The following is a 23622-nucleotide window of genomic DNA, read 5'->3' as shown; positions in this document are numbered from 1 at the left end:
CTACTCGAGGTAGTCGCGCAGCGACTGCGACCGCGACGGGTGGCGGAGCTTCGCCATCGTCTTGGACTCGATCTGACGGATGCGCTCACGCGTCACGCCGAACGTGTCACCGATCTGGTCGAGGGTCTTCGGCTGGCCGTCACCGAGGCCGAAGCGCATGCGGATGACGCCCGCTTCGCGCTCGGACAGGGAGTCGAGCAGGCTCTCGAGCTGCTTCTGCAGCATGGTGAAGCCCACCGCGTCGGCCGGCACGACCGCCTCGGTGTCCTCGATGAGGTCACCGAACTCGGAGTCGCCGTCCTCGCCCAGAGGCGTGTGCAGGGAGATCGGCTCGCGACCGTACTTCTGCACCTCGACGACCTTCTCCGGGGTCATGTCGAGCTCGCGCGCGAGCTCTTCCGGAGTGGGTTCGCGACCGAGGTCCTGCAGCATCTGGCGCTGGACACGAGCGAGCTTGTTGATGACCTCGACCATGTGCACCGGGATGCGGATGGTGCGGGCCTGGTCGGCCATGGCGCGGGTGATCGCCTGGCGGATCCACCACGTCGCGTACGTCGAGAACTTGAAGCCCTTGGTGTAGTCGAACTTCTCGACCGCACGGATCAGGCCCAGGTTGCCCTCCTGGATGAGGTCCAGGAACTGCATGCCACGGCCGGTGTAGCGCTTGGCGAGCGACACCACGAGGCGGAGGTTCGCGCCGAGCAGGTGCGACTTGGCGCGCTGACCGTCGCGGGCGACCCAGCGCAGCTCACGCTCGGCCGGCTTGGTCAGCCCGGTCGAGTGCTGCAGCTTGTCCTCGGCGAACAGGCCGGCCTCGATGCGCATCGCGAGCTCGACCTCCTGCTCGGCGTTGAGGAGGGCGACCTTGCCGATCTGCTTGAGGTAGTCCTTCACCGGGTCGGCGGTCGCACCCGTGATGGTCGTCGAGTAGACCGGGGCTTCGTCGTCGTCGGTCTGCGAGATGACGAGCGCGCCGGCGGCGACCGCTGCGGCGGCGTCGGGCTTGATCGCCTTGTCGTCGGTGTCCTCGACGTCCTCGGTCGGCTCGTCGGTGGCTTCGTTCGCCTCGTCGACGGGGTCGACCTTCTTCGCCTTCGGGGCGGCCTTCTTGGCCGGGGCCTTCTTGGCGGGGGCCTTGGTGGCGCGCTTCTTCGGCGCGGCGGTTCCCTCGGCGTCCGTGGCGTCCTCTGCCACAGCACCTTCGGGCTGAGTGTCCTTCGTGGGATCGATCGTCGTGCTCCGGGCAGCCATGCGATCACCTCTCTCGTCGTGCCACGTTCGTGGGGTCGTGGCCTCCCTCGCCGCCCAGGGCCCGAGCCGCAGTCCCCCGCGTCGTCGAGTCCTACCGTTCCGGGCAGCACTAAGACCCATGTCAAGTCCCCCGGGTTGATCGGCGCTCCGAAGCGCTCCGACAGGATGGGGGTCCTGAGTGGGTCCGTGATCATTATTGCACGTGCCGCTTCCGCAGGCGCGCAACGAGTGCAACCCAGAGCGGTCCGACGCGTATTCCCTCCTCCGCGTGGAGCACCCGGCGCGTGCGGTGCCGCGCGTGCAGGAGCATCGCTACGCCGAACCCCACCACCAGGTACTGCACCGTGAGGGCCACCCGGAAGTTGTCCCACGCGAACACGGTCTCACCGGTGACGCGGGACATCACGTCGAGGAGCAGCCCGATCAGGTACATCATCACGAAGGCCGCCAGGAAGCCCCCGACGTTGACGACGCCGTTCGCGGACCCGAGGGAACCGACCGGGTTGAACGTCCGGGCGAAGTCGAACCCGATCAGCGAACCGGGGCCGCCGATGCCCATCGCCACGACGAGCAGCACGAGCAGCCAGGTCGGCGGGTGGCCGGGCCAGAGCAGGATCGCGGTCCACACCACGGCGAGCAGCAAGACCACGCCGAGCACGAGGTTCGAGCGGCGCATCGGGAACCGCGCACACAGCAGCCCGAGCACCGGCCCGGCGACGAAGCCCACGGCGACGATGATCGTCAGGAAGCCGGCGGCCTCGGCGGGGCTGTACCCGAGCCCGCGGAGCATGGGGACGCCCCACAGCAGCGAGAACACCGTGCCGGACGACTGCGTCACGTAGTGGGACCAGAACCCGAGCTGCGTGCCCGGTCGACGCAACGCGTGCCCGAACGTCCGGAACGCGGCGCCCCACGAGTGCGGCAGTGGGATCGTTCCGGTCCGCACGACCACGGGGCCGTTGCGGACGAAGACGAACGCCAGGACGAGCCCGACGGCACTCGCGGCGGCGGCGACCCCGAACGCGGGCGTCCACCCCGCGGCGTGCAGGAGCACGGCGAACGGGAACGCCGACAGGATCTGGCCGATCTGCCCGAGGTTGCCCGTCCACTGCGAGATCTGCGGCAGGATCCGGCCGCTGAACCACATCGGCACCAGGCGGATCACCGAGATGAACGTCATCGCGTCGCCGGCGCCCACGAGCACCCGGCCCGCGATCGCCGGGCCGATCGTCGGCGAGAAGGCCACGACGGCCTGGCCGACCACGAGCAGCGCGGCGCCGAGCAGGACGAGCTTGCGCGGCCCCACCCGGTCGAGCGCGACGCCCACCGGGATCTGGAGTCCGGCGTACACGGCGATCTGCACGACCGCGAGCGTGGACAACACCGCCGCCGAGACCGCGAACCGGTCCTGCGCGTCCACCCCGGACACCCCGAGCGAGGACCGCTGCACGACCGCCAGGACGTAGGCGAGCACCGCGATGCCCCAGATCAGGTACGCGCGACGGGAGTTCACCCCGACAGGCTACCGATCCGGCGGAGCCGGATACGCGACGTGTGTCGCCGACGCTGGTGGCGTCCTGGTCGCGACCGGACGACCGACGGGAGGAACGGTGCGGGCCCGCCCCGGGCCTCCAGACCGCCGTTCCGGACCGTTCAGGGCCCGACGCGGCTACTCGCCGCCGTCACCCTGGGTGCGCCGGTCGGCCAGGAAGCGCTCGAGCTCGGCCGCGATCGCGTCCGCGGTCGGCACCTCGCCGTCGACGTCCGTGAGCGGCGACGCGACCGGGTTGCCCTCCATGTACGTGTCGTGCCGTTCCTCGAGCACACCGACGAGTCGCTGCAACTCGGCGTTGCCGGCGACCTGCTCCTCGACCCGGGTGAGGAACTCGCGACCCGCCTCGCGCAGGGCGTCCGTCGGGAAGATGAGGCCGGTGGCGGCGGCGATGCCGGACAGAGCCGCGACGGCTGCGTCCGGGAACTCGGTGTCCGACAGGTAGTGCGGGACGAGCAGGACGAGCCCGGTGACCTGCGCGCCGGTGGATGCGAGCCGGTGCTCGACGAGGTGCAGGACGTTCGCCGGCGCCTGGGTCTCGGGCTTCCAGACGCTCATCTGCTCGACGAGGTCGGCGCGGGTGCCGGAGACGGTCAGGCTGATCGGGCGGGTGTGCGGGACCGGCATCGGGATCGACTGCACCCAGGTGGTGTCCGCGACCTGGAGCTGGGCGGCGAGGCCGGTGACGGCGTCCACGAACCGGTTCCACTGGAAGTCCGGCTCGTACCCGGACAGGAACAGGAACGGCTGGCCGATCTCGTCGCGCACGAGGTGCAGCGCCAGCCGGGGCGGCTCGACGGCGGCGATGTGGTCGTGCTCGAAGGTGATGACGGGCCGGCGTGCACGCCAGTCGAGCAGCACGTCGGGGTCGAACTCGGCGACGATCTGGGTGTCGAGGTCCTCGAGCACCGACGTCGTGACCTGGGCAACGGCCGAACCGGCGTCCGCGAAGCCGGTGAGCCCGGCGACCAGGTGCAGCCCGGCCGGGACGGTCGGGGCGGCCTCGTCGAACGTGTAGAGCTCCTCGGGGTGGTTCACCGTCCCCATGCTAGGCGGGGCCACCGACGCCCCCGCGCGGGACGACCACGCCGACAGCGAACAGTGCGTGGATAGGGTTGGAGCATGGTCCGACCGACGCTCTCCACCGACTCCTCCGCCCCCTCCTCGATCTCCGCCGACGTCCTCGTGGTCGGTGTCCGGCCCGGTGCCGACGGTGCCCCCGCGACGATCGCCCAGCCGGCCACGACACCGTTCTCCGCGCTCGACGACCTCGACCTCGCAGCGATCGGCGCGACGGGCGCCAAGGACCAGCTCGTGCGCATCCCGGCCGTGGGCGTCGACGCCGCGAGCATCGCGCTCATCGGGCTCGGCACCGGGACCGACGCCGCCGCGTACCGCTCGGCCGCCGGCAGTGCCGTCCGCCAGCTGCCGCACGCCGCGTCGATCGCGCTCGCACTGCCGACCGACACCGACGCACTCGTCGAGGCAGCGCTCGAGGGCGCAGCGCTCGGCGCCTACGCCTTCACGCGGCACAAGGGCGCCGGCACGACCGGGCCGACGCGTGGCGACCAGCGCGTGACGGTCCTCGCGCCGTCCGCCGCGACGGACGCCGCGGTCCGTCCGGCGATCGTGGCCGATGCCGCCTCGCTGGTCCGCGACCTCGTGAACACCGCCGCCGGCGACCTGGGGCCACAGGACGTCGCCGACGTGGCGACCGGGCTCGCCTCGGACCTCCCGCTCACCGTCGAGGTCCTCGACGAGCAGGCACTCGAGGAGCAGGGCTTCGGCGGCATCCTCGGGGTCGGCCGTGGTTCGGCGCGTCCCCCGCGCCTGGTCGTCGTCCGCTACGCGCCGGAGTCCGCCACGAAGCACCTCGCCCTCGTCGGCAAGGGCATCACGTTCGACTCGGGCGGGCTCTCGCTCAAGCCGGCGGCGTCGATGCTCGGCATGAAGACCGACATGACCGGCGCCGCCACGGTGCTCGCCGCGACCGTCGCTGCCGCACGCCTGGGCCTCGACGTGCGCGTCACCGCCTGGCTCGCACTCGCCGAGAACATGCCGTCGGGCACGGCGACCCGCCCGGGTGACGTCCTCACCCTCAAGAACGGCAAGACCGTCGAGGTCACGAACACCGACGCCGAGGGCCGCCTCGTGCTCGGCGACGGCATGGCAGCCGCCTCGCTCGAGACGCCCGACGCCATCGTCGACGTCGCCACCCTGACCGGCGCGCAGGTCGTCGCGCTCGGCGACCGCACCACCGGCCTGATGGGCAGCGACGACCTCGTCGCGAAGCTCCGTGCCGTGGCCGAGGGCGTGTCGGAGCCGATCTGGCCGATGCCCCTGCCCGAGGAACTCGACGCCCGGCTCGCCAGCGACGTCGCCGACATGGTCAACGCCACGGTCGGCAACCCGGCCGGCGGCATGCTGCTCGCGGGCAAGTTCCTGGAGCGCTTCGTCGGCGAGGGCATCCCGTGGGCGCACCTCGACATCGCCGGTCCGTCCGAGCACAAGGGCGGCGGCTACGGGTGGCTCGGCAAGGGCGCGACGGGTGTGATGGTCCGGACGCTCATCGCGCTCGCAGAAGACCTCCAGTCCGAGTAGTAGGTTTGGTACCGGTGGGACGGGGCATCGACGCGCCTCCCACCGGTACTGCACGGGACGGGACCGGAACCACGCGGTCCGACCGTCGGACGCCGCCCCCGCGGTGTCCACGTAGGGCCCCGATCGGCCCGACACGCACGAGGGAGTTGCACCAGGTGACGGAACAGACTTACGACGTCGTGGTCCTCGGTGGCGGGAGCGGTGGCTACGCCGCTGCGCTCCGGGCCGCCGAACTCGGCATGAGCGTCGCGCTCATCGAGGGCGACAAGCTCGGAGGGACGTGCCTGCACCGTGGCTGCATCCCCACCAAGGCGCTGCTGCACGCGGCCGAGGTCGCCGACGCGACGCGTGACGCCGAGAAGTACGGCGTGATCGCGGAGTTCGCCGGTGTCGAGGTCCCGAAGGTCATCGAGTACCAGCAGGGCGTCATCACCTCCAAGTACAAGGGCCTGCAGGGCCTCATCAAGGCCCGCGGCATCACCGTCGTCGAGGGCTGGGGTCGACTCACCTCGCAGAACACCGTGCAGGTCGGCGACCAGAACATCGTCGGCAAGAACGTCGTGCTCGCGACCGGCTCCTACTCGAAGTCCCTGCCCGGACTCGAGATCGGCGGCCGCGTCATCACCTCCGAGACCGCACTGCGCATGGACTACGTGCCGAACAAGGTCGTCATCCTGGGCGGCGGCGTCATCGGCGTCGAGTTCGCCAGCGTGTGGAAGTCCTTCGGCGCCGAGGTCACGATCGTCGAGGCGCTCCCCCACCTCGTCCCCGCTGAAGACGAGTCGATGTCGAAGCAGCTCGAGCGTGCCTTCCGCAAGCGCGGCATCGAGTTCTCGCTCGGTGTCCGGTTCCAGGGCGTCGAGCAGCACGAGAACGGCGTCGTCGTGACGCTCGAGGACGGCAAGACCTTCGATGGTGACGTCCTGCTGGTCGCCGTCGGTCGTGGCCCGGTCACGCAGAACGTCGGCTTCGACGAGGTCGGCGTCGCCATGGACCGCGGCTTCGTCACCACGAACGAGCGCCTCGCCACCAACCTGCCGAACGTCTACGCGGTCGGCGACATCGTCCCCGGGCTGCAGCTCGCACACCGCGGCTTCCAGCAGGGCATCTTCGTGGCTGAGGAGATCGCCGGCCTGAACCCGGTGATCATCGAGGACAAGAACATCCCGAAGATCACGTACTCCGACCCCGAGGTCGCCTCCGTCGGCCTCTCGCAGGCCAAGGCCGAGGCCGAGTACGGCGCCGACAAGGTGGACTCGTACGAGTACAACCTGGCCGGCAACGGCAAGAGCCACATCATCGGCACGTCCGGTTCGGTCAAGGTCGTCCGCGTCGTCGACGGCCCCGTCGTCGGCGTGAGCATGATCGGCGCCCGCGTCGGCGAGCTCATCGGTGAAGCCCAGCTCGCCGTGAACTGGGAGGCGTACCCGGAGGACATCGCTCCGCTCGTGCACGCGCACCCGACGCAGAACGAGGCCCTGGGCGAGGCGTTCATGCACCTCGCGGGCAAGCCGCTGCACGCGCTGTGACCCGCACGAGTCCGCGCCCTGTGACAATGACATCCACAACAACTGCAACCCCCCGCGAAGAGGAGTCCACCCGATGAGCGAATCCGTCAGCCTCCCGGCGCTCGGCGAGAGCGTCACCGAGGGCACGGTGACCCGATGGCTGAAGAACGTCGGTGACCGGGTCGAGGTCGACGAGCCGCTGCTCGAGGTCTCGACCGACAAGGTCGACACCGAGATCCCGTCGCCCGTCGCCGGCGTCATCGAGGAGATCCTCGTGCAGGAGGACGAGACCGTCGAGGTCGGCACCGCGCTGGTGAAGATCGGCGACGGCTCGTCCGACTCCGGTTCCTCCGACTCCGGTTCGTCCGACGAGTCCTCGAACGAGACCGCTGCCGAGGCAGAGGTCCCCGAGGCCGAGCCGAGCACCGAGCAGGAGTCCGAGACCCCCGCCCCGGAGCCCACCGAGCCCGAGCCGGCCCCCGCCGGACAGACGCAGCCCGCGGCCCCGCAGGCCCCGTCGGCACCTCCTGCCGCCGCTCCGGTCCCGCAGGCCGCTCCGGTCCCGCCGCCCGCCGCCGCACCCCCGGCCGCCGTCCCGGCGCCGGCCGCTGCTGCACCCGCGCCGGCCGCGCCGAGCGCGACCACCGCCGCCGCGGTGCCGAACCCGACGCAGGACGGCGCAGCCTCCGGCTACGTCACGCCGCTCGTCCGCAAGCTGGCGAACGAGCAGGGCGTCGACCTGTCCACCGTCACCGGTTCCGGTGTCGGCGGGCGCATCCGCAAGGAGGACGTGCTCGCGGCCGTCGCGAAGGCTCCGGCCGCCGGTGGTGCAGCTGCACCCGCCGCCGCGTCTGGTCCGTTCGTCGCCGAGGTCTCGCCGCTGCGCGGCACCCGCGAGAAGATGACCCGCCTGCGCAAGGTCGTGGCCGAGCGTGCTGTGCAGTCGATGACCTCGACCGCACAGCTCACGAGCGTCGTCGAGGTGGACGTCACGAAGGTGGCGCAGTTCCGCGACGCCCACAAGGCGGAGTTCCTCGAGAAGACCGGTTCGAAGCTCTCGTTCATGCCGTTCTTCGCCCTGGCGGCGTCCGAGGCGCTCAAGGCCCACCCGAAGATCAACTCGACCGTGGAAGGCGACGAGATCGTCTACCCGGAGTCCGAGAACGTCTCCATCGCGGTGGACACCGAGCGCGGCCTGCTGACCCCGGTCATCAAGGACGCGGCCTCGCTCGACCTGGCGCAGTTCTCGAAGTCCATCGCGGACCTGGCGGAGCGCACCCGGAACAACCAGCTCAAGCCCGACGAGCTCGCTGGCGGTACGTTCACGCTGACGAACACCGGTTCGCGTGGCGCGCTGTTCGACACCCCCGTGGTGTTCCTGCCGCAGTCGGCGATCCTCGGAACTGGCATCGTCACGAAGCGTCCCGCGGTCGTGAAGGTCGACGGCCAGGAAGCGATCGCGATCCGTTCGTTCGTCTACCTCGCGCTGTCGTACGACCACCGGATCATCGACGGTGCGGACGCCTCGCGCTACCTGGTCGCGGTCAAGAACCGCCTGGAAGCGGGCAACTTCGCCCCCAATCTCGGGTACTGACCCCAGTACCACGGCCGACGGCCCCGGTTCCCCCTCGTGGGGAGCCGGGGCCGTTCCCGTTCCCGTTCCGGTTCGTCGGCGTCCGGGGGCGTCCGGGGGTGTCCGGGCGCGTCAGCCACCACCACCCGCACCGGCACCGGTGTCCGTTCCGGCACCGAGCACGGACACCGCGGCGACGACCGTACCGATCGCGACGACGACACCGACCACGGCGCGGCGGAGCGGCAACCGCCGACCAGCACCGAGCGGGATGCCGAGCTCGACGACCTCGCGCAGTCGAGCCACCGGGCCCGTCGTGTCGACCGGCGGGTCCGCCTCGACGAACACCAGGTCGGCCGGCGGTGGGGCCCACCGGAACGGCCGCGGCGGCGCCGCATCCCGAACCGTCTCGAGCGCCGCACACACGGTGCTGCGGTCGCCGTCGAGCGCTGCGAGGAGGGCAGCGTCCACGTCGTCGCGACTCGGATCGCGCGGGTCGACACGGTCCCAGACGAGCCGGGCGGCGAGCCCGAGGACCCGTGCAGCGTCGTGACCGGGCAGCTCCGTGCCGTCGCGGACGGCTCCAGCCGGGTGGTCGCACAGCACCACGGCGCCCGCGTCGTCCACCAGGACATCGTCGATGCCGGCGACGCCGAGCCGTACCGCGCCGTCGACGGCCGCGACGAGGAGCTCGAGCAGCGGGACACAGAGGGTCACCGCGACCCCGGTCGTCGGGGTGCCGAGGCGATCCAGCGCCACCGGGAGCGGCGTCCCGCGTGGGCGGTCGAGCAGGGTCACGAGCCCGCCGGCCCCGGTCCGGCCCACCGCCTCGACGGGCACCAGGTGCCGGTGGCCGGTGGCGCACCGGTCCGCGATCCAGGCCGCCACGGCAGCGTCGTCGGCCGCCGCGACCCAACGGTCACTGCGGGCGTCGTCGATGCTCTGGTCGGTGCTCGTGTCCATGGTGACGAGCGTGGCGGAGGCGAGCCGGGCCTCCTGTCCGTCCTGCTCGATCTGTGGACAACGCGTGTTCGCGCACAGCCGGACCGACTGCGGTCTCCCCCGGACCGCGGAGGCCGTATCCTGTCAGCATGGCACGCAGCACTTCCACAGACACGAAGGCGAAGGAGCCGGGGCGTCTCAAGCAGATGTTCCAGGTCTTCCAGATGACCCGACGGGCCGACCCGTCGTCCGTCTGGTGGTTCGCCCTCGCATTCGTCGGCCCCGTCGTCCTCGGCATCGTGCTGGCGCTGGTGCTCCCGGGCCAGAACTGGCTCGCGATGATCCTGTGGATCGTCGCCGGTGTCCTGATGGGCGTGCTGCTCTTCCTCATCGTCCTCGGCCGGCTGGCCGAGCGGGCGGCGTACTCGCAGATCGAGGGCCAGCCCGGCGCCGTCGGTGCGGTGCTCTCCAACTCGCTGCGTCGACAGTGGCGCTCCAGCGAGATGCCCGTCGCCGTGCACGGTCGCTCGCAGTCCGCGGTGTACCGCGCGGTGGGGCGTCCCGGCGTCGTCCTCATCACCGAGGGCCAGCGCGGCAACCTGAAGCGTCAGGTCGACGAAGAGCGTCGCAAGGTGCAGCGCATCGTCCCGAACGTCGCGGTCCACGTGGTCAGCGTCGGTGACGGCGACGACACCCTCACGCTGCACAAGCTCCCCCGTGCCATGAACAAGTTCAAGAAGTCGCTCAACCGCAACGAGGTCCTGGCCGTCGCGAACCGCCTCGACTCGCTCACGCAGAGCCCCGCCGCCGCGATCCCGAAGGGCATGGACCCGATGCGTGCCCGCGCCGGACGTCCGCGCTGACCCGTCCCCGAACCACCACGCAGAACGCCCCCGACCGTGCCAGGTCGGGGGCGTTCTGCGTGCGGCGCGGTGGTGGCCGGTGCGGTCGGTGGCGGTCGGTCGCGCCCGCTGAGCGCACCGTGCGCCTTCGGCCACCTGGTGCGAGGTTGCCCGCTCGGTGCGAGCCCGTCGCGCTGCACCGAGCGGGCAAGCTCGCACGTGCCGACGAACCTCGCACCGTGCGCAGCAGCACCGCGGCGCGCATCCCGGCGCGCTCCGGCGACGAACCTCGCACCGTGCGGCGCGGTCGCGGGCGCGGCCCCGGGGTCAGCGGCGGACGAGCACCGTGCCGGCGATGCGGTCGTGCGCGCCGCGGCTGTCCCGGTCGATGATGAGCGCCGGCACCACCAGGCAGAGCAGGACGGTCCGGACGACCGGACGCCACACCCCCACGTAGCCCCCGCGCATCGGCACGACGCGCAGCCCGACGCAGATGTGCCCGAACGACCCGGACAGCAGGCAGATGAAGAGCACCTGGAGCGCGGCGAAGATCGCCAGCTGCACCCACGAGTGCGCGATGTCCCCGGAACCGTTCACCGGCGACCAGACCCCGGTCACGTAGGCGATGAGATCGGCGAGGGCGCCGTCGATGAGCAGGGCGACGATCCGCCGTCCGATCCGCCCGACGCTGCGGGGTCCTTCCTCCGGCAGACCGAGGTCCTTGCCCGGCCAGCCGTCGGGGTGCTCGGGGGGCGCGGACGGACTGGAGGAGCTGCGGGCCATGCCCCCAAGCGTAGGCGACCGGCCGCCCGTAACACGCCCGAAACAATTCAGTCACGTCCGGGAAACCCCGTGTCAATAGCCTCGTCGGAGGTGCCTTGATCGGTACCTCCGACATCACCCAACCCATTGGAGATCGGCCCCCATGTTCAGCGATTCCTCCGAGGTCCTGGCCTTCATCAAGGACACCGACGTCAAGTTCCTCGACATCCGATTCACGGACCTGCCGGGTGTGCAGCAGCACTTCAACATCCCCGCCTCGACCGTCGACGAGGACTTCTTCTCGGTCGGCCAGCTCTTCGACGGCTCCTCGATCCGCGGGTTCGCGTCGATCCACGAGTCCGACATGCAGCTGATCCCCGATGTGACCACCGCCTACGTGGACCAGTTCCGCGCCGAGCGCACGCTCATCATGATCTTCGACATCTACAACCCGCGGAACGGCGAGATCTACGGCCGCGACCCGCGCCAGGTGGCGAAGAAGGCCGAGAAGTACCTCGCGTCGACGGGCATCGCGGACACCGCGTTTTTCGCCCCCGAGGCCGAGTTCTACATCTTCGACGACGTCCGCTACTCCGTCACCCAGAACGAGTCGTTCTACGCGGTCGACTCCGAAGAGGGCGCCTGGAACACCGGTCGTGACGAAGAGGGCGGCAACCTCGCCAACAAGACCCCGTACAAGGGCGGCTACTTCCCCGTGTCGCCGGTCGACAAGACCGCCGACCTGCGCGACGACATCACCCTCAAGCTGATCGACGCGGGCTTCGAGCTCGAGCGCTCGCACCACGAGGTGGGCACCGGCGGCCAGCAGGAGATCAACTACAAGTTCGACACGATGGTCCACGCCGCGGACGACATCCTGAAGTTCAAGTACATCGTCAAGAACACGGCGGACCAGTGGGGCAAGGTCGCCACGTTCATGCCGAAGCCGCTCTTCGGCGACAACGGCTCGGGCATGCACACCCACCAGTCGCTCTGGTCGGACGGCAAGCCGCTCTTCTACGACGAGAACGGCTACGGCGGCCTGTCCGACCTCGCCCGTTGGTACATCGGCGGTCTGCTGAAGCACGCTCCGGCGCTGCTCGCCTTCACCAACCCGTCGATCAACTCGTACCACCGCCTGGTCAAGGGCTTCGAGGCGCCGGTCAACCTGGTGTACTCGGCCGGCAACCGTTCGGCTGCGATCCGCATCCCGATCACGGGCACCAACCCGAAGGCCAAGCGCATCGAGTTCCGCGCGCCGGACGCCTCGGGCAACCCGTACCTCGCCTTCGCCGCGCAGCTGATGGCGGGCCTCGACGGCATCCAGAACCGCATCGAGCCGCACGAGCCCGTCGACAAGGACCTCTACGAGCTCCCCCCGGAGGAGGCCAAGGGCATCCCGCAGGTCCCCGGCTCCCTCGACGAGGCGCTCGACTTCCTCGAGGCGGACCACGAGTTCCTCACGAAGGGCAACGTCTTCACCGAGGACCTCATCCAGACCTGGATCGACTACAAGCGTGAGAACGAGATCCTCCCGCTGGCGCAGCGCCCGCACCCGTTCGAGTACGAGCTGTACTTCGGCGTCTGATCCTCGCTGACACACGAAGGCCCCGCACCGTCAGGTGCGGGGCCTTCGTGTGTGTGTCGCGACAGCGACAGTGTGCCGCGAACCATCCGCAGGAATGTGTCGCTTTGGCGGGTCGGGCGGTTGCGGCGACTGCCTGGAGGCCCGGTGCCGGTCCGGCGGGCCGGCACCGGGCCTCCCGGCGGGTCGCGACGCACGTTCCTTCCCATCGCACCCGGACTGGGAAGCCGGATCGGGCGTACCTGGTCGAAAGTTCCGACCAGGTACGCCCGTTTCGGCACAGTACGCCCGATCCGACCCGGCACCGCACACACGGGAACGGGGCCCGTGCCGCCCGGCACGGACCCCGCTTCGCGAACGGTGACTAGCGAGCCGTGGCCAACGAGTCGTTCGTCCCCGCTGCGACGCTCACGGGTGCACCCGTGACCGGCGTGGGCCGCCCCAGGGAACGGACGGCCCACCCCGCTTTGACCCAGTCGTGGACCGGGAGGCAGTTGCGCGCATCGATCACGACGCGGCGACCGACGAGGTCACCGAGGGCGACCGGGTCGGCGGTGATGATCTCGTCCCACTCGGTGAGCACCAGGACGACGTCGGCGCCCTCGATCGCGTCCGCCATCGACGCGGCGTAGCTCAGCGTCGGGAACGAGCGCTTCGCCGGCTCCATCGCCTCGGGGTCCCAGAGGGTGACCTGGGCGCCGCGCAGGTGGAGCGCAGCGGCCACGTTGAGCGCCGGGGAGTCCCGCACGTCGTCGGTCAGGGGCTTGAACGCGGCACCGATCACGGCCACTCGACGGTTCAGCACCGATCCCCCGGCCGAGTCGATCGCCATGTCGATGACCCGCTGACGCTGGCCCATGTTGATCTCGTCGACCTGCTGCATGAGGCCGACGACCTGGCCCGCCCCGATCTCGTTCGCGCGGTACATGAGCGCTCGGATGTCCTTCGGCAGGCACCCGCCGCCGAACCCGAGGCCGGCGTTCAGGAACTTCCGGCCGATGCGGGCGTCGTGCCCGAGGGCATCCGCCAGCGTCGACACGTCGGCGCCGGTGATCGCGCACATCTCGGAGATCGCGTTGATGAACGAGATCTTCGTGGCGAGGAACGCGTTGGCGCTCACCTTGACGAGCTCCGCGGTGGCGAGGTCGGTGGTGATGACCGGGGTGCCCTCGCTGATCGGCGCGGCGTAGACCTCGCGGATGACGGCGTCGGCAGCCTCGGACGCGCCACCCCAGACCAGGCGGTCCGGGTGCAGGGTGTCCTCGACGGCCTTGCCCTCGCGGAGGAACTCCGGGTTCCAGATGAGCTCGGCGTCGATGCCCGAGGGCGTGAACTCGCGGACGATGCCGCGCAGTCGCGCCGCGGTACCGACCGGGACCGTCGACTTGCCGACGATGAGTCCCGGGTGGGTGAGGTTCTCGGCGACGCCGCGGGTGGCGCTCTCGACGTACGCCAGGTTGGCGGCGTGCGAGCCAGCCTTCTGCGGGGTACCGACGCACACGAAGTGGACGTCGGCTGCGGCGACGGCCGAGGCGATGTCGGCGGTGAACCGGAGCTTGCCGCTCGCGACGTGCTTCGTGATGAGCTCGGGCAGGCCGGGCTCGAAGAACGGGACCTCGCCGGCGGACAACGCGGCGAGCTTCGCCGGGTCGACGTCCACGCCGATGGTCTCGAAGCCCATCTCGGCCATGGCGGCCGCGTGGGTGGCACCGAGGTAGCCGGTGCCGATGACGCTGATGACGGGTGCGGGACGGGTGTCGGCCTGGTCGGGCGACTTCTTGGACGCGGTCATGGCGTGACCTCCTGCAGGTCGTAGTCGATGTCGTTGCGCTTGATGCCCTCGGCGAATGCCTGCAGGGAGTCGGCTCGCGAGTTGAGTCGCCAGTCGTTGGTGGAGCGGACGCCGTCCACGACCGTGGTCGCGGTCTCGCTGAAGTACGAGAACCCGATGATGTCGGCGTTGGCAGGGTCGGCCAGGGCATCGAAGAGCGAGTTGATCCACTTCGACTTCTGGCCGCCCGAGACGGTGGTGCCGCTCTCGGTGGCGCCGATCTCACTGAGCAGGATCTTCTTGCCCGGTGCGACCTCGCGCAGCTGCTGCACGGTGGCGGCGAAGGTGTTCGCGTACGTCGGGTCCTCGGACGCCGTGCGGTAGTACCCGCTCATGCCGACCCAGTCGACGTAGTCGGCACCCGGGTAGTAGTTCTGCATGTACTCGAGCGTCTGGTACTTCGCGTTGCCGAGCTTGTCGATGCGGCTCGGCGCCCAGTTCCAGATGACGTAGTCGTTCGCGCCGTTCGCCTGGAAGACGTCGTGCACGTGCTGCCACATCTTCACGTACGACTGCTTCGCGTTCTGCTGGGCGTCGCCTTCGGACCAGTTGTACCAAGAGCCGTTCATCTCGTGGTCGAGACGGATGACCATCGGCTGCCCGTTGGCCTTCAGCGCCTTGGCGTACTTCGTCAGGTACGCATCGAAGTCACCGTCGGTGATGTCCTGGTTCGTGTAGCCGGCGACGTACTTCTGGTCGTTGCCGGTCTGCGCGGGAGCGGTCTCCCAGGTCATGAGCGGCACGCGGCCGTTGGCCCACGAGCGCTGGATCGCACTCGCGTTGAACGCCTGGTCGAAGCCCTGGAAGAACCCGGTCATGTTCGACGCGGTGCCGACCTGCCGGGAGACCTCGTCGTACTCGGCCCAGTTGAACGGGGACTGCGCCGTGTACAGGCCGTACCAGCGCGACTGCTGCCCGAGGATCTCGGCCTTGGTCGGCACGGCGACGGGCGTGGTGCCCGGGTCGGTCGAGGGGCCGGGGTTGGGGTTGGTCACCCCACCGTTGCCGCCACCCGAACCGGTGCCCGATCCACCGGCGGAGCCGCTGCCCGACCCGGAGCCCGACCCGTTGTCGGACGCGACCGACCCGGACCCGGTACCGGAGCCCGAGGCGCCGGCCCCGTTCGCACCGGAACCCGACGCGTTGACGGAGGACGAGCCTCCCGAGCCCTTCGCGGCACCGAGCTGGGACTGGAGCGACGCGATCTGCGCCTTGAGCTCCGTGATCTGGTCGCCACGCGACCCGGCCTGGGCGGTGCGGGAGTCGAGCTTGCCCTCGAGCGCCCAGATGCGGTCCTGGGCGGCGTCGAGCTGCGTCTGCAGTTCGGCGGCGGACACCTTCTTAGCCTTCGGGGCGGTGACCCCGAGGGCCTGGTGCACGGCGGTGGAGACGGGGCCGGCCGGGGAGACCCAGACCGACCAGGTGATGAGTGCGAGGGCGAGGACGATGGCGGTCGTGCCGACGGCCGTCCAGCGGGCGTGCTTGCTCGACTGCGCCCACCAGGTACTGGAGGAGCGGATGATGTCAGACAATGAGGAAGGCCTCCAGGACGAAGATCGCGATGCCGATGCAGTACGGGATCGCGGCGTACGGGTTGTACCGGCGGGCCTTCACGGGGGCGGTCCGTGGGGCTGCGGGCTGCACTGCTGCTGCAGCAGCGGCCTCGCGCCGGGTCGCGAGCACGGTCGTGGTGGAGTTGGTGGTGGCGTCGGCCCCGAAGAGCTCGTCGAACGCGCGGTCCACGGCCACCTGGTCGCTGCCGAGCGGCACGCGTCCGTCGACGGCCCGAGCACGGTCCGCGGCGTCGATCGGGCTGACCGGGGTCTGGGTGCCGAAGGACGACGGCTGCGCGGCGTCGGACGGGTCCTCCTGCATCGGACCGCCGGCGTAGGCACCGGCGCGGGTCCCCCAGCCGGACGCGTGCGCCAGGCGGAAGAAGCCGATGAGCCGGATCGGCATGAGGAAGAACGTCGACACGATGATGAACATCGGCAGGCGGAAGAAGTCACTCGGCTTCTCGGCCAGGTGACGCATCTGCCGGATGGCCATGCTGAGCACCGACGAGACGACCATCAGTGCGGCGACGTAGACGAAGCCCGTCGAGAATCCGTACTGCGACAGGATGCCCTGGTACAGGTTCTCGCCCTGCCCGGTGAAGGCCCGGTAGATCCAGCCGGCGATCACGCCGAAGAGCATGAACGGCAGGATGATGTCGGTGATGAAGAACGCCGCCAGCACCGGTGCGTGACCGAGCATCCACGGCAGCATGCGCAGCGTGTTGTACTGCGAGCCACGGGCCCAGCGGAGCTGCTGCTTGAACAGCTTCTTCACCTGCAGCGGGGCGTCCGTGTAGACCAGCGAGGTGTACTGGTAGACGGTCCGGTACCCCTCCTTGAGCGTGAGGTTCGTGAGCGTGCGGTCGTCGGAGACCTCGAGGAACACACCCATGAACTTCTCGTGCATGAACTTGTCCATGACGCGCATCAGGATGTTCCGCCGGAAGGCGATCGTGCGCCCGGGCAGGCAGCCGATCTGCCCGAGGACGCTCTGCGCGGGCATCGAGTAGAGCGCCCGCGAGTTCTCGAGCCAGTCGGCCCAGCGGGTGATCCAGCTGCGCTCGGGTTCGAGGATGCGCTGCCGGGTCGTGACACCGCCGACGGACTCGTCGGCGAACGGCTTGAGGAGTTCCTCGAGCGCGCCGGGGGTCCAGACGGTGTCCGAGTCGACGAGCACCGTGATGTCGCCGTTGGACATCTCGGTGCCGACCTTGACGGCGTTGCGCTTGCCCGGGATGGGCGTGTGCGTCCAGCGGACGAGCGGGGCGAACTCGTCGCAGACGGCTTCGAGCGCCTCGTTGCGGGCGCCGTTGATGACGACGATGATCTCGCCGGGTCGCTGCTCGACCATGCGACCGATGACGTCGCGGAACAGGTCGAGCGGTTCGTCCACGACGGGGACGACGACGCTGGTGGTACCGACGAAGGTGCCGGTGAACGGGCGGTAGCGGGCGGAGATGACGACCTTGACCAACCAGAGCAACCAGATCACCGCGGAGTACACGGCGAACAGGTAGAACTCGGGGTGGCCTTCGACCATCTGCCTGATCTGCAGAATGAAGGTGAACACTGATCCCTGCTTCAACGTTCGAGGTGGAGATTCCGCGACGTTGGGGAATCAGGGTCGGTTCGGGTGACCCCATTGACGCAGAAACCTGAACCCCAGCGCAACGCGACCCCCGTCCGGGGGCGTTACGAGCGCGTTACGGGGTACACACTTGTCCCCATCGCCACCGGGACCGGTGGTCCCCCCTCGTGCTGACAGCACTCCTGTGGACCACCCGCCCGACATCGGCCGCCGGTACACACGTGGACAGGGGCCGGGAGGCGCGGGTCGACTCCGACGGAAAGCCCCGGTCAGCAGGTGGTCACGTGGCGTGTCGGGGGGCACCGGAAATGAGCGCCTGGAGGTCCGGTGGGAGTTCGGTCACGACGTGGTAACAGTACCGGCGCGGTCCGAACAGGGGTACGGCCGTCGTCGCAACGGGGGACACTGCGCGACACGGAGATTTAACCTCCGATGACTGCTCGGTTCCGTGCCGTGCGCGCGACCTCGGGCGTGTCGCCGCTGGATCAGGCGCCGTAGAACTCGCGCTCGAAGACCTGTCGTGCACGTCGGGTGACGCCGAGGTAGTCCTCTTCCAGCTCGCTCGCCGAGCCGGGCGCGTACTCCATCAGCCGCGCGACGCCCTCGAGCTGGACGCGGTCGACGGGCAGGACGTCGGTCGTCTTCCCCGACCAGAGCACCAGCGCACTGCGCGTCCGCGAGGCGAAGCGCCAGGCCGCCCCGAGCCGCTCGCCGTCGTCGGCACTGACGAACCCGGCGGCCACGGCACCGTCGAGCGCCTCGAGCGTCGAGGTCGTGCGGAGCGCGGGGAACTCGAGGGCGTGCTGCAGCTGCAGGAGCTGGACGAACCACTCGACGTCGCTGAGCGATCCGCGCCCGAGCTTCAGGTGGCGAGCCGGATCGGCCCCGCGTGGCAGTCGCTCGGACTCGACGCGGGCCTTGATGCGTCGGACCTCGCGCACCTCGTTCTCGTCGATCCGCTCCGGGTACCGCGTGCGGTCGGCCAGGTGCTCGAAGTCCCGGAGCAGCTGGTCGTCGCCGACTGCCCCGCGGGCACGGAGCAGCGCCTGCGCCTCCCACGTCAGCGACCACCGGGCGTAGTAGGCGCCGTAGGACTCGAGGGTGCGCGCCACCGGGCCGTTCTTGCCCTCGGGGCGCAGGTCGATGTCGAGGTCGAGCGGGTGGACGGTGTCCTCGGTGAGCCGGTTCAGCTCTCGCACGATGGTCTGTGCCGTCCGCGAGGCCACCTCGGTCGCCAGGTCCGGCGCGCGGTACACGTAGAGGACGTCGGCGTCGGAGCCGAAGCCGAGCTCACGCCCGCCGTAGCGGCCCATCGCGATGATCCCGAACTCGAAGTCCGCGGGGGCTTCCCGTCGGGCGAGCGCGAGGGCCCCGGCGAGCGTTGCCTCGGTCACGTCGCTGAGTGCAGCACCCAGGGCGTCCACGTCGAGGTGGCCGAGCACTGCCGCCATGCCGAGGCGGAGGGTCTCGCGGCGGCGCGCCGAGCGCAGCAGGCTGGCCGCACCGTCGACGTCGTTGCCGTGCCGCGCCGTCGTCGCGGTCATCTCGGCGAGCAACGAGTCCATCGGGCGGGCACGCAGGAGCGACTCGGGCTCGTCGAGCCAGGCGACGGCCTCCGGGAACCGCTCGAGCAGACCGGACAGGAACGCCGACTCCGACAGCACGGTGGTCAGCGAGTGCGCAGCCCCGGACGAGTCGCGGAGCATCCGGAGGAACCAGCTGGACTCCCCCAGGGTGTCGCTGAGCCGTCGGAACGCCAGTAGGGCTCGGTCCGGCGCCGGCCCCTCGGCCATCCACCGCAGGAGCACCGGCAGCAGGTTCCGCTGGATCGCCGCACGTCGGCTCGTGCCCTGGGTGAGGGCCCGGATGTGCCGCAGCGCACCCGGCGGGTCGACGAACCCGACGCCCGCGAGCCGGTCGACGACCTGGTCGTCGGTCAGCACGATCTCACCCTCGGTCGTGGCGACGGCGGACAGCAGCGGACGGTAGAACAGCCGCTCGTGCAGCCCGCGGACCTCGAGCTTCACCGCACGCCACCGCGTCTCGAGCGCTGCGGCCGAGGTGGCCAGACCGCTCGACCGGGCAAGGACGCGCAGCTCCTCTTCGTCGGTCGGCATCAGGTGCGTCCGCTGGAGTCGGCGGAGCTGGATGCGGTGCTCGAGGACGCGGAGCAGCGCGTAGTCCGGACCGAAGTGGGCGGCCTCGGCCCGTCCGACGTACCCGGCGGCGGTCAGGGCGTCCATCGCTTCGAGGGTGGAACGGACGCGCACGGACTCGTCGTCACGTCCGTGCACGAGCTGCAGGAGCTGCACCGTGAACTCGACGTCGCGCAGGCCGCCCGGACCGAGCTTCAGCTGCCGGTCGACCTCGCCGTCGGGGATGTGGTCGGTGACGCGCTCGCGCATCCGCTGCACCGACTCGACGAACCCGGGGCGCGCCGACGAGCTCCACACGAACGGTGCGACGGCCTCGGCGTAGCGCGCACCGAGGTCGGCCGAGCCGGCGATCGGCCGGGCCTTGAGGAGTGCCTGGAACTCCCACGACTTCGCCCAGCGCTCGTAGTACGCGACGTGCGAGTCGAGCGTGCGGACGAGGGCGCCGTCCTTGCCCTCCGGTCGCAGGTTCGCGTCGACCTCCCACAGAGCGGGTTCGGCGGCCAGGTCGGTGATCGCGTGGGTCGCGGCGATCGCGATCCGCGTCGAGATGCGGACGGCACGGTCGGTGCCGATGTCGTCGGTGGCCTCGGTGACGAAGATGACGTCGACGTCGCTGACGTAGTTGAGCTCGCGTGCACCGGCCTTGCCCATCGCGATCACCGCGAGCGGGGTCGCGGCGACGTCGTCCGCCGGGAACGGCACCTCGCGCCGGGCGACGTCGACCGCGGCGTCGAGCGCTGCCCCGGCCAGGTCGGCCAGTCCGGCAGCGACGGCCGGGAACGCCTCGGTCGGCGACGAGTGCAGCACGTCGTACAGGGCGATCTGCGCGAGGTGCCGGCGGTACCGCACCCGCAGGCGCATCCGAGCGTCCTCACCGGTGGCACCGTCGATCGCCTCGAGCAGGGACGCCGTGTACCGCTCCTGCGACCAGGGTGCGACGACGGGCTCGAGCAGCAGTGCGAGTTCAGCAGGACGACGGTGCAGGAACTCGCCGAGACCGACCGAGGCGCCGAGCAGGCGGATCAGCCGCTCCGTCGCGGCCTCGTCCGTCAGGACGGGGCGGAGCTCGTCCGGAGCACGCTCCAGCAGCCGTTCCAGCAGCCGCAGCGCGCCGTCGGGATCCGCGGTGATGCCCCAGAGCGCCGGGGTGCCGCTGACCGGCAGCGGCACGACGGAGCCGAACCGCGCCTCCAGGTCGGCGATCCGCTCCAGGCTCTCCGACAGCTCGGCGAAGCCCAGGCGGGCCAACTCGGAACGCGACGACGTCGTCCGACCGGTCATGTGGTGCGCTCGCTCAGAGGGCGCCGAGGTTGGTGTCGAGCTCGAACGGCGTGACCTGGTCGCGGTAGCGCTTCCACTCCTGGCGCTTGTTGAGGAGCACGAAGTTGAACACGTGCTCGCCGAGCGTCTCGGCGACGAGCTCGGAGTCCTCCATCAGGCTGAGGGCGTGGTCGAGGCTCGACGGCAGCTGGCTGTACCCGAGGGCACGACGCTCGGCGTCGGTCAGGCTCCAGACGTCGTGCTCGGCCTCGGCCGGCAGCTCGTACTCTTCCTCGATGCCCTTGAGCCCCGCAGCGAGCAGCAGCGAGTACGCCAGGTACGGGTTCGCCGCGGAGTCGATGCCGCGGTACTCGATGCGCGAGGACTGCCCCTTGTTGGGCTTGTACAGCGGCACACGCACGAGCGCCGAACGGTTGTTGTGGCCCCAGGTCACGAAGGACGGGGCCTCGTCGCCACCCCAGAGGCGCTTGTACGAGTTCACGAACTGGTTCGTGACCGCGGTGATCTCCGGTGCGTGCTTGAGCACACCGGCGATGAAGTGCTTGGCGGTCCGGGACAGCTGGTACTCGCCGCCGGCCTCGTAGAACGCGTTCTGGTCGCCCTCGAAGAGCGAGACGTGCGTGTGCATGCCCGAACCCGGTTGCCCGGAGATCGGCTTCGGCATGAACGTCGCGTAGACGCCCTGCTCGATCGCGACCTCTTTCACGACCGTGCGGAAGGTCATGATGTTGTCCGCCATCGTCAGTGCGTCGGCGTAGCGGAGGTCGATCTCGTTCTGGCCCGGGCCGGCCTCGTGGTGGCTGAACTCCACCGAGATGCCGAGGTCCTCGAGCATCCGGACGGAGCGACGACGGAAGTCGTGCGCGCTGCCGCCGGGGACGTTGTCGAAGTAGCCGGCCTGGTCGACGGGCTGCGGCCCGCCGTCCTTCCACTCACGGCTCTTGAGCAGGTAGAACTCGATCTCGGGGTGCGTGTAGAACGTGAAGCCACGCTCGCTCGCCCGGGCCAGCGTGCGCTTCAGCACGTTGCGCGGGTCGGCGACGGCGGGCTGGCCGTCCGGCGTCGTGATGTCGCAGAACATCCGCGCGGTCGGGTCGACCTCACCGCGCCACGGCAGGATCTGGAACGTCGAGGGGTCCGGGTGCGCGAGCACGTCGGCCTCGTACGAGCGGGACAGGCCCTCGATCGCGGAGCCGTCGAACCCGATGCCCTCGGCGAAGGCACCCTCGACCTCGGCCGGGGCGATCGCCACCGACTTCAGCGTCCCGATGACGTCCGTGAACCAGAGTCGGATGAACTTGATGCCGCGCTCCTCGATGGTGCGGAGCACGAAGTCCGTCTGCTTGTCCATGCACGACCTTTCCGTGTATCGGGTGGCCGCGGGCGGGCCTCGTCCCAGGCTAGTGGTCCCGCGGCGTGCGCGGGGCCGTGCGACGCGCCTTGGTGGGAACGGGCCTTGACCGGAAAGTGCCTGGTGTCGTGTGACATGTTGGATTAGAATGCACAGATGCAGCACCGATCGACTCGAGTCGCCGCGATCGACATCGCCCGCGGCCTGTCCGTGGTGTGCGTCGTCATCGGACACGTCGCGGTGGGGCTCTTCGACTCCGGAGCGCTCCCTCGGGACGGCGCCCTCGGTGTCGCCTACGACGTGACCCATGTCTTCCGGGTGCCCGCGATCGCCTTCGTCGCCGGGCTCTTCATCCCCCGTGCGCTCGCCCGTCACGGCGGACCGCGCTACCTGGCTGACCGCGCGCTCCTGCTGGGGTGGTTGTACATCATCTGGACCGCGGTGCAGACCGTGGTCGAGGTCGCGACCAACCCGATCCGGAACGCCCCGCGGCCCGTCGACCTGTCGCTCCTGATGGTGTGGACGCCCGCTGCGCAGCTCTACTTCCTGCCAGCGCTGTGGCTGTCGACTGCCGTCACGGTGTTGCTCCTCGGACGTCGGCAGGGACTCGCGAAGCACGCTGGCCTCGGCGTCGCCGCGGCGATCTCCCTCGCCGCGTGGGGGTGGCGACCACCCGTGGTCGGCATCGATTCGCTCGGACTCGTGGTCTTCGTCGCACTCGGCGCGGCCGTCGGGCTCCCGCGCATGTCGACCGCGGCCCGCGGGCACCCGGCGTGGTGGGTCGCCGTCACGTTCGCCGCCGGCGGTCTGTTCGCCTTCGCGTGGTCCAGCGGTGCGCGCGGTCCACTCGACCCGTCGACGCTCGATTTGCTGGGGCGCACCGCAGGGATGGCCGCGGTGCTCTGCGGGATCGTCGTGACGATCGGCATCGCGGTCCTGGTGGCTTCGCTCCCGGTGGTCGGCGCGTCGCTCGAACGCATCGGGAGGCTGACACTGCCGGTGTTCCTCGCGCACATCGTGTTCGCGGCCGGTGCCCGGATCGTGCTGCAGGTGATCGACGTGCCGCCCGGCATCGTGCTGGTGGTCGCGTCGGTGGTCGGGGTCGCCGGGCCCGTCGTCCTGGCCCGGGTCGCACCGCTGACCCGACTCGGCTGGCTGTTCGATCGCCCTCGCTCCGGCCGGACCACCGTGACGACCACAGCCCAGCGGCCGCTGACCGCCGACCGTTGACGCGGCCGCTGCC

General features: G+C 70.3%; 16 protein-coding genes. 6 read left to right on the top strand and 10 right to left on the bottom strand.

Annotated features, from left to right (window positions below; genetic code table 11):
• From EDF42_RS14090 to EDF42_RS14080, 3 genes are all read right to left on the bottom strand, one after another.
• Nucleotides 1-1251, bottom strand: a complete 1251-nt coding sequence (locus EDF42_RS14090) for an RNA polymerase sigma factor (RefSeq protein WP_123292681.1) — start codon at nt 1249-1251, stop codon at nt 1-3.
• Nucleotides 1252-1444: 193 nt separating this feature from the next.
• Nucleotides 1445-2764, bottom strand: a complete 1320-nt coding sequence (locus EDF42_RS14085; protein ID WP_123672813.1) for a nitrate/nitrite transporter — start codon at nt 2762-2764, stop codon at nt 1445-1447.
• Between the two features lie 156 nt (nt 2765-2920).
• Nucleotides 2921-3850, bottom strand: coding sequence for a proteasome assembly chaperone family protein (locus EDF42_RS14080; RefSeq protein WP_123340516.1), 930 nt, complete (start codon nt 3848-3850; stop codon nt 2921-2923).
• 75 nt (nt 3851-3925) lie between these two features.
• Here EDF42_RS14080 and EDF42_RS14075 point away from each other — a divergent pair, with 75 nt between their 5' ends.
• The 3 genes from EDF42_RS14075 to sucB all read left to right on the top strand — a co-directional run bounded on the left by EDF42_RS14075 (nt 3926) and on the right by sucB (nt 8506).
• A complete protein-coding gene (locus EDF42_RS14075; RefSeq protein ID WP_123340515.1) occupies nt 3926-5404 on the top strand; it encodes a leucyl aminopeptidase in 1479 nt (492 codons plus the stop codon).
• A 155-nt stretch (nt 5405-5559) separates the two neighbouring features.
• Nucleotides 5560-6933, top strand: coding sequence for a dihydrolipoyl dehydrogenase (gene lpdA / locus EDF42_RS14070; RefSeq protein WP_123292677.1), 1374 nt, complete (start codon nt 5560-5562; stop codon nt 6931-6933).
• Nucleotides 6934-7006: 73 nt separating this feature from the next.
• A complete protein-coding gene (sucB, locus tag EDF42_RS14065) occupies nt 7007-8506 on the top strand; it encodes a 2-oxoglutarate dehydrogenase, E2 component, dihydrolipoamide succinyltransferase (protein ID WP_123340514.1) in 1500 nt (499 codons plus the stop codon).
• Nucleotides 8507-8617: 111 nt separating this feature from the next.
• Here the strand turns inward: sucB and EDF42_RS14060 are convergent, their stop codons facing one another.
• The gene (locus EDF42_RS14060) at nt 8618-9448 is read right to left on the bottom strand and encodes a hypothetical protein (protein WP_123340513.1); all 831 of its coding nucleotides are present in this window, start codon (nt 9446-9448) and stop codon (nt 8618-8620) included.
• A 128-nt stretch (nt 9449-9576) separates the two neighbouring features.
• Here EDF42_RS14060 and EDF42_RS14055 point away from each other — a divergent pair, with 128 nt between their 5' ends.
• A complete protein-coding gene (locus EDF42_RS14055) occupies nt 9577-10290 on the top strand; it encodes a DUF4191 domain-containing protein (RefSeq protein ID WP_111087017.1) in 714 nt (237 codons plus the stop codon).
• A gap of 306 nt (nt 10291-10596) precedes the next feature.
• Here the strand turns inward: EDF42_RS14055 and EDF42_RS14050 are convergent, their stop codons facing one another.
• Entirely contained in the window at nt 10597-11052 is a 456-nt protein-coding gene (locus tag EDF42_RS14050; RefSeq protein WP_123672810.1) for an RDD family protein, read from the bottom strand.
• A gap of 142 nt (nt 11053-11194) precedes the next feature.
• On the opposite strand from EDF42_RS14050, the gene glnA (EDF42_RS14045) reads away from it, so the two are divergent.
• Nucleotides 11195-12619, top strand: a complete 1425-nt coding sequence (gene glnA, locus EDF42_RS14045; protein WP_111087015.1) for a type I glutamate--ammonia ligase — start codon at nt 11195-11197, stop codon at nt 12617-12619.
• A 361-nt stretch (nt 12620-12980) separates the two neighbouring features.
• Here the strand turns inward: glnA (EDF42_RS14045) and EDF42_RS14040 are convergent, their stop codons facing one another.
• From EDF42_RS14040 to glnA (EDF42_RS14020), 5 genes are all read right to left on the bottom strand, one after another.
• Nucleotides 12981-14408 (bottom strand): UDP-glucose/GDP-mannose dehydrogenase family protein, encoded by a 1428-nt coding sequence (locus tag EDF42_RS14040; protein ID WP_123672809.1) that lies wholly within the window; start codon nt 14406-14408, stop codon nt 12981-12983.
• Nucleotides 14405-15979: a glycoside hydrolase family 26 protein gene (locus EDF42_RS14035; RefSeq protein WP_123672806.1), complete on the bottom strand. Its 1575-nt coding sequence runs from the start codon at nt 15977-15979 to the stop codon at nt 14405-14407. Before EDF42_RS14035 ends, EDF42_RS14040 begins: the two co-directional genes overlap by 4 nt.
• Nucleotides 15972-17573 (bottom strand): glycosyltransferase family 2 protein, encoded by a 1602-nt coding sequence (locus tag EDF42_RS14030; protein ID WP_123672804.1) that lies wholly within the window; start codon nt 17571-17573, stop codon nt 15972-15974. Before EDF42_RS14030 ends, EDF42_RS14035 begins: the two co-directional genes overlap by 8 nt.
• Before the next feature lie 503 nt (nt 17574-18076).
• On the bottom strand, nt 18077-21028 hold the full coding sequence (locus tag EDF42_RS14025) for a bifunctional [glutamine synthetase] adenylyltransferase/[glutamine synthetase]-adenylyl-L-tyrosine phosphorylase (RefSeq protein ID WP_123672802.1): 2952 nt from the start codon (nt 21026-21028) through the stop codon (nt 18077-18079).
• Nucleotides 21029-21041: 13 nt separating this feature from the next.
• The gene (gene glnA / locus EDF42_RS14020) at nt 21042-22379 is read right to left on the bottom strand and encodes a type I glutamate--ammonia ligase (protein WP_111087010.1); all 1338 of its coding nucleotides are present in this window, start codon (nt 22377-22379) and stop codon (nt 21042-21044) included.
• Between the two features lie 156 nt (nt 22380-22535).
• Here glnA (EDF42_RS14020) and EDF42_RS14015 point away from each other — a divergent pair, with 156 nt between their 5' ends.
• The gene (locus tag EDF42_RS14015) at nt 22536-23609 is read left to right on the top strand and encodes an acyltransferase (RefSeq protein WP_123672800.1); all 1074 of its coding nucleotides are present in this window, start codon (nt 22536-22538) and stop codon (nt 23607-23609) included.
• Nucleotides 23610-23622 lie beyond the last annotated feature (13 nt).

The organism is Curtobacterium sp. PhB172 (assembly GCF_003752545.1).
Classification (GTDB): domain Bacteria; phylum Actinomycetota; class Actinomycetes; order Actinomycetales; family Microbacteriaceae; genus Curtobacterium.
Note: the sequence above shows the minus strand (reverse complement) of the source record. Positions and strands in the feature narration are given on the sequence as shown.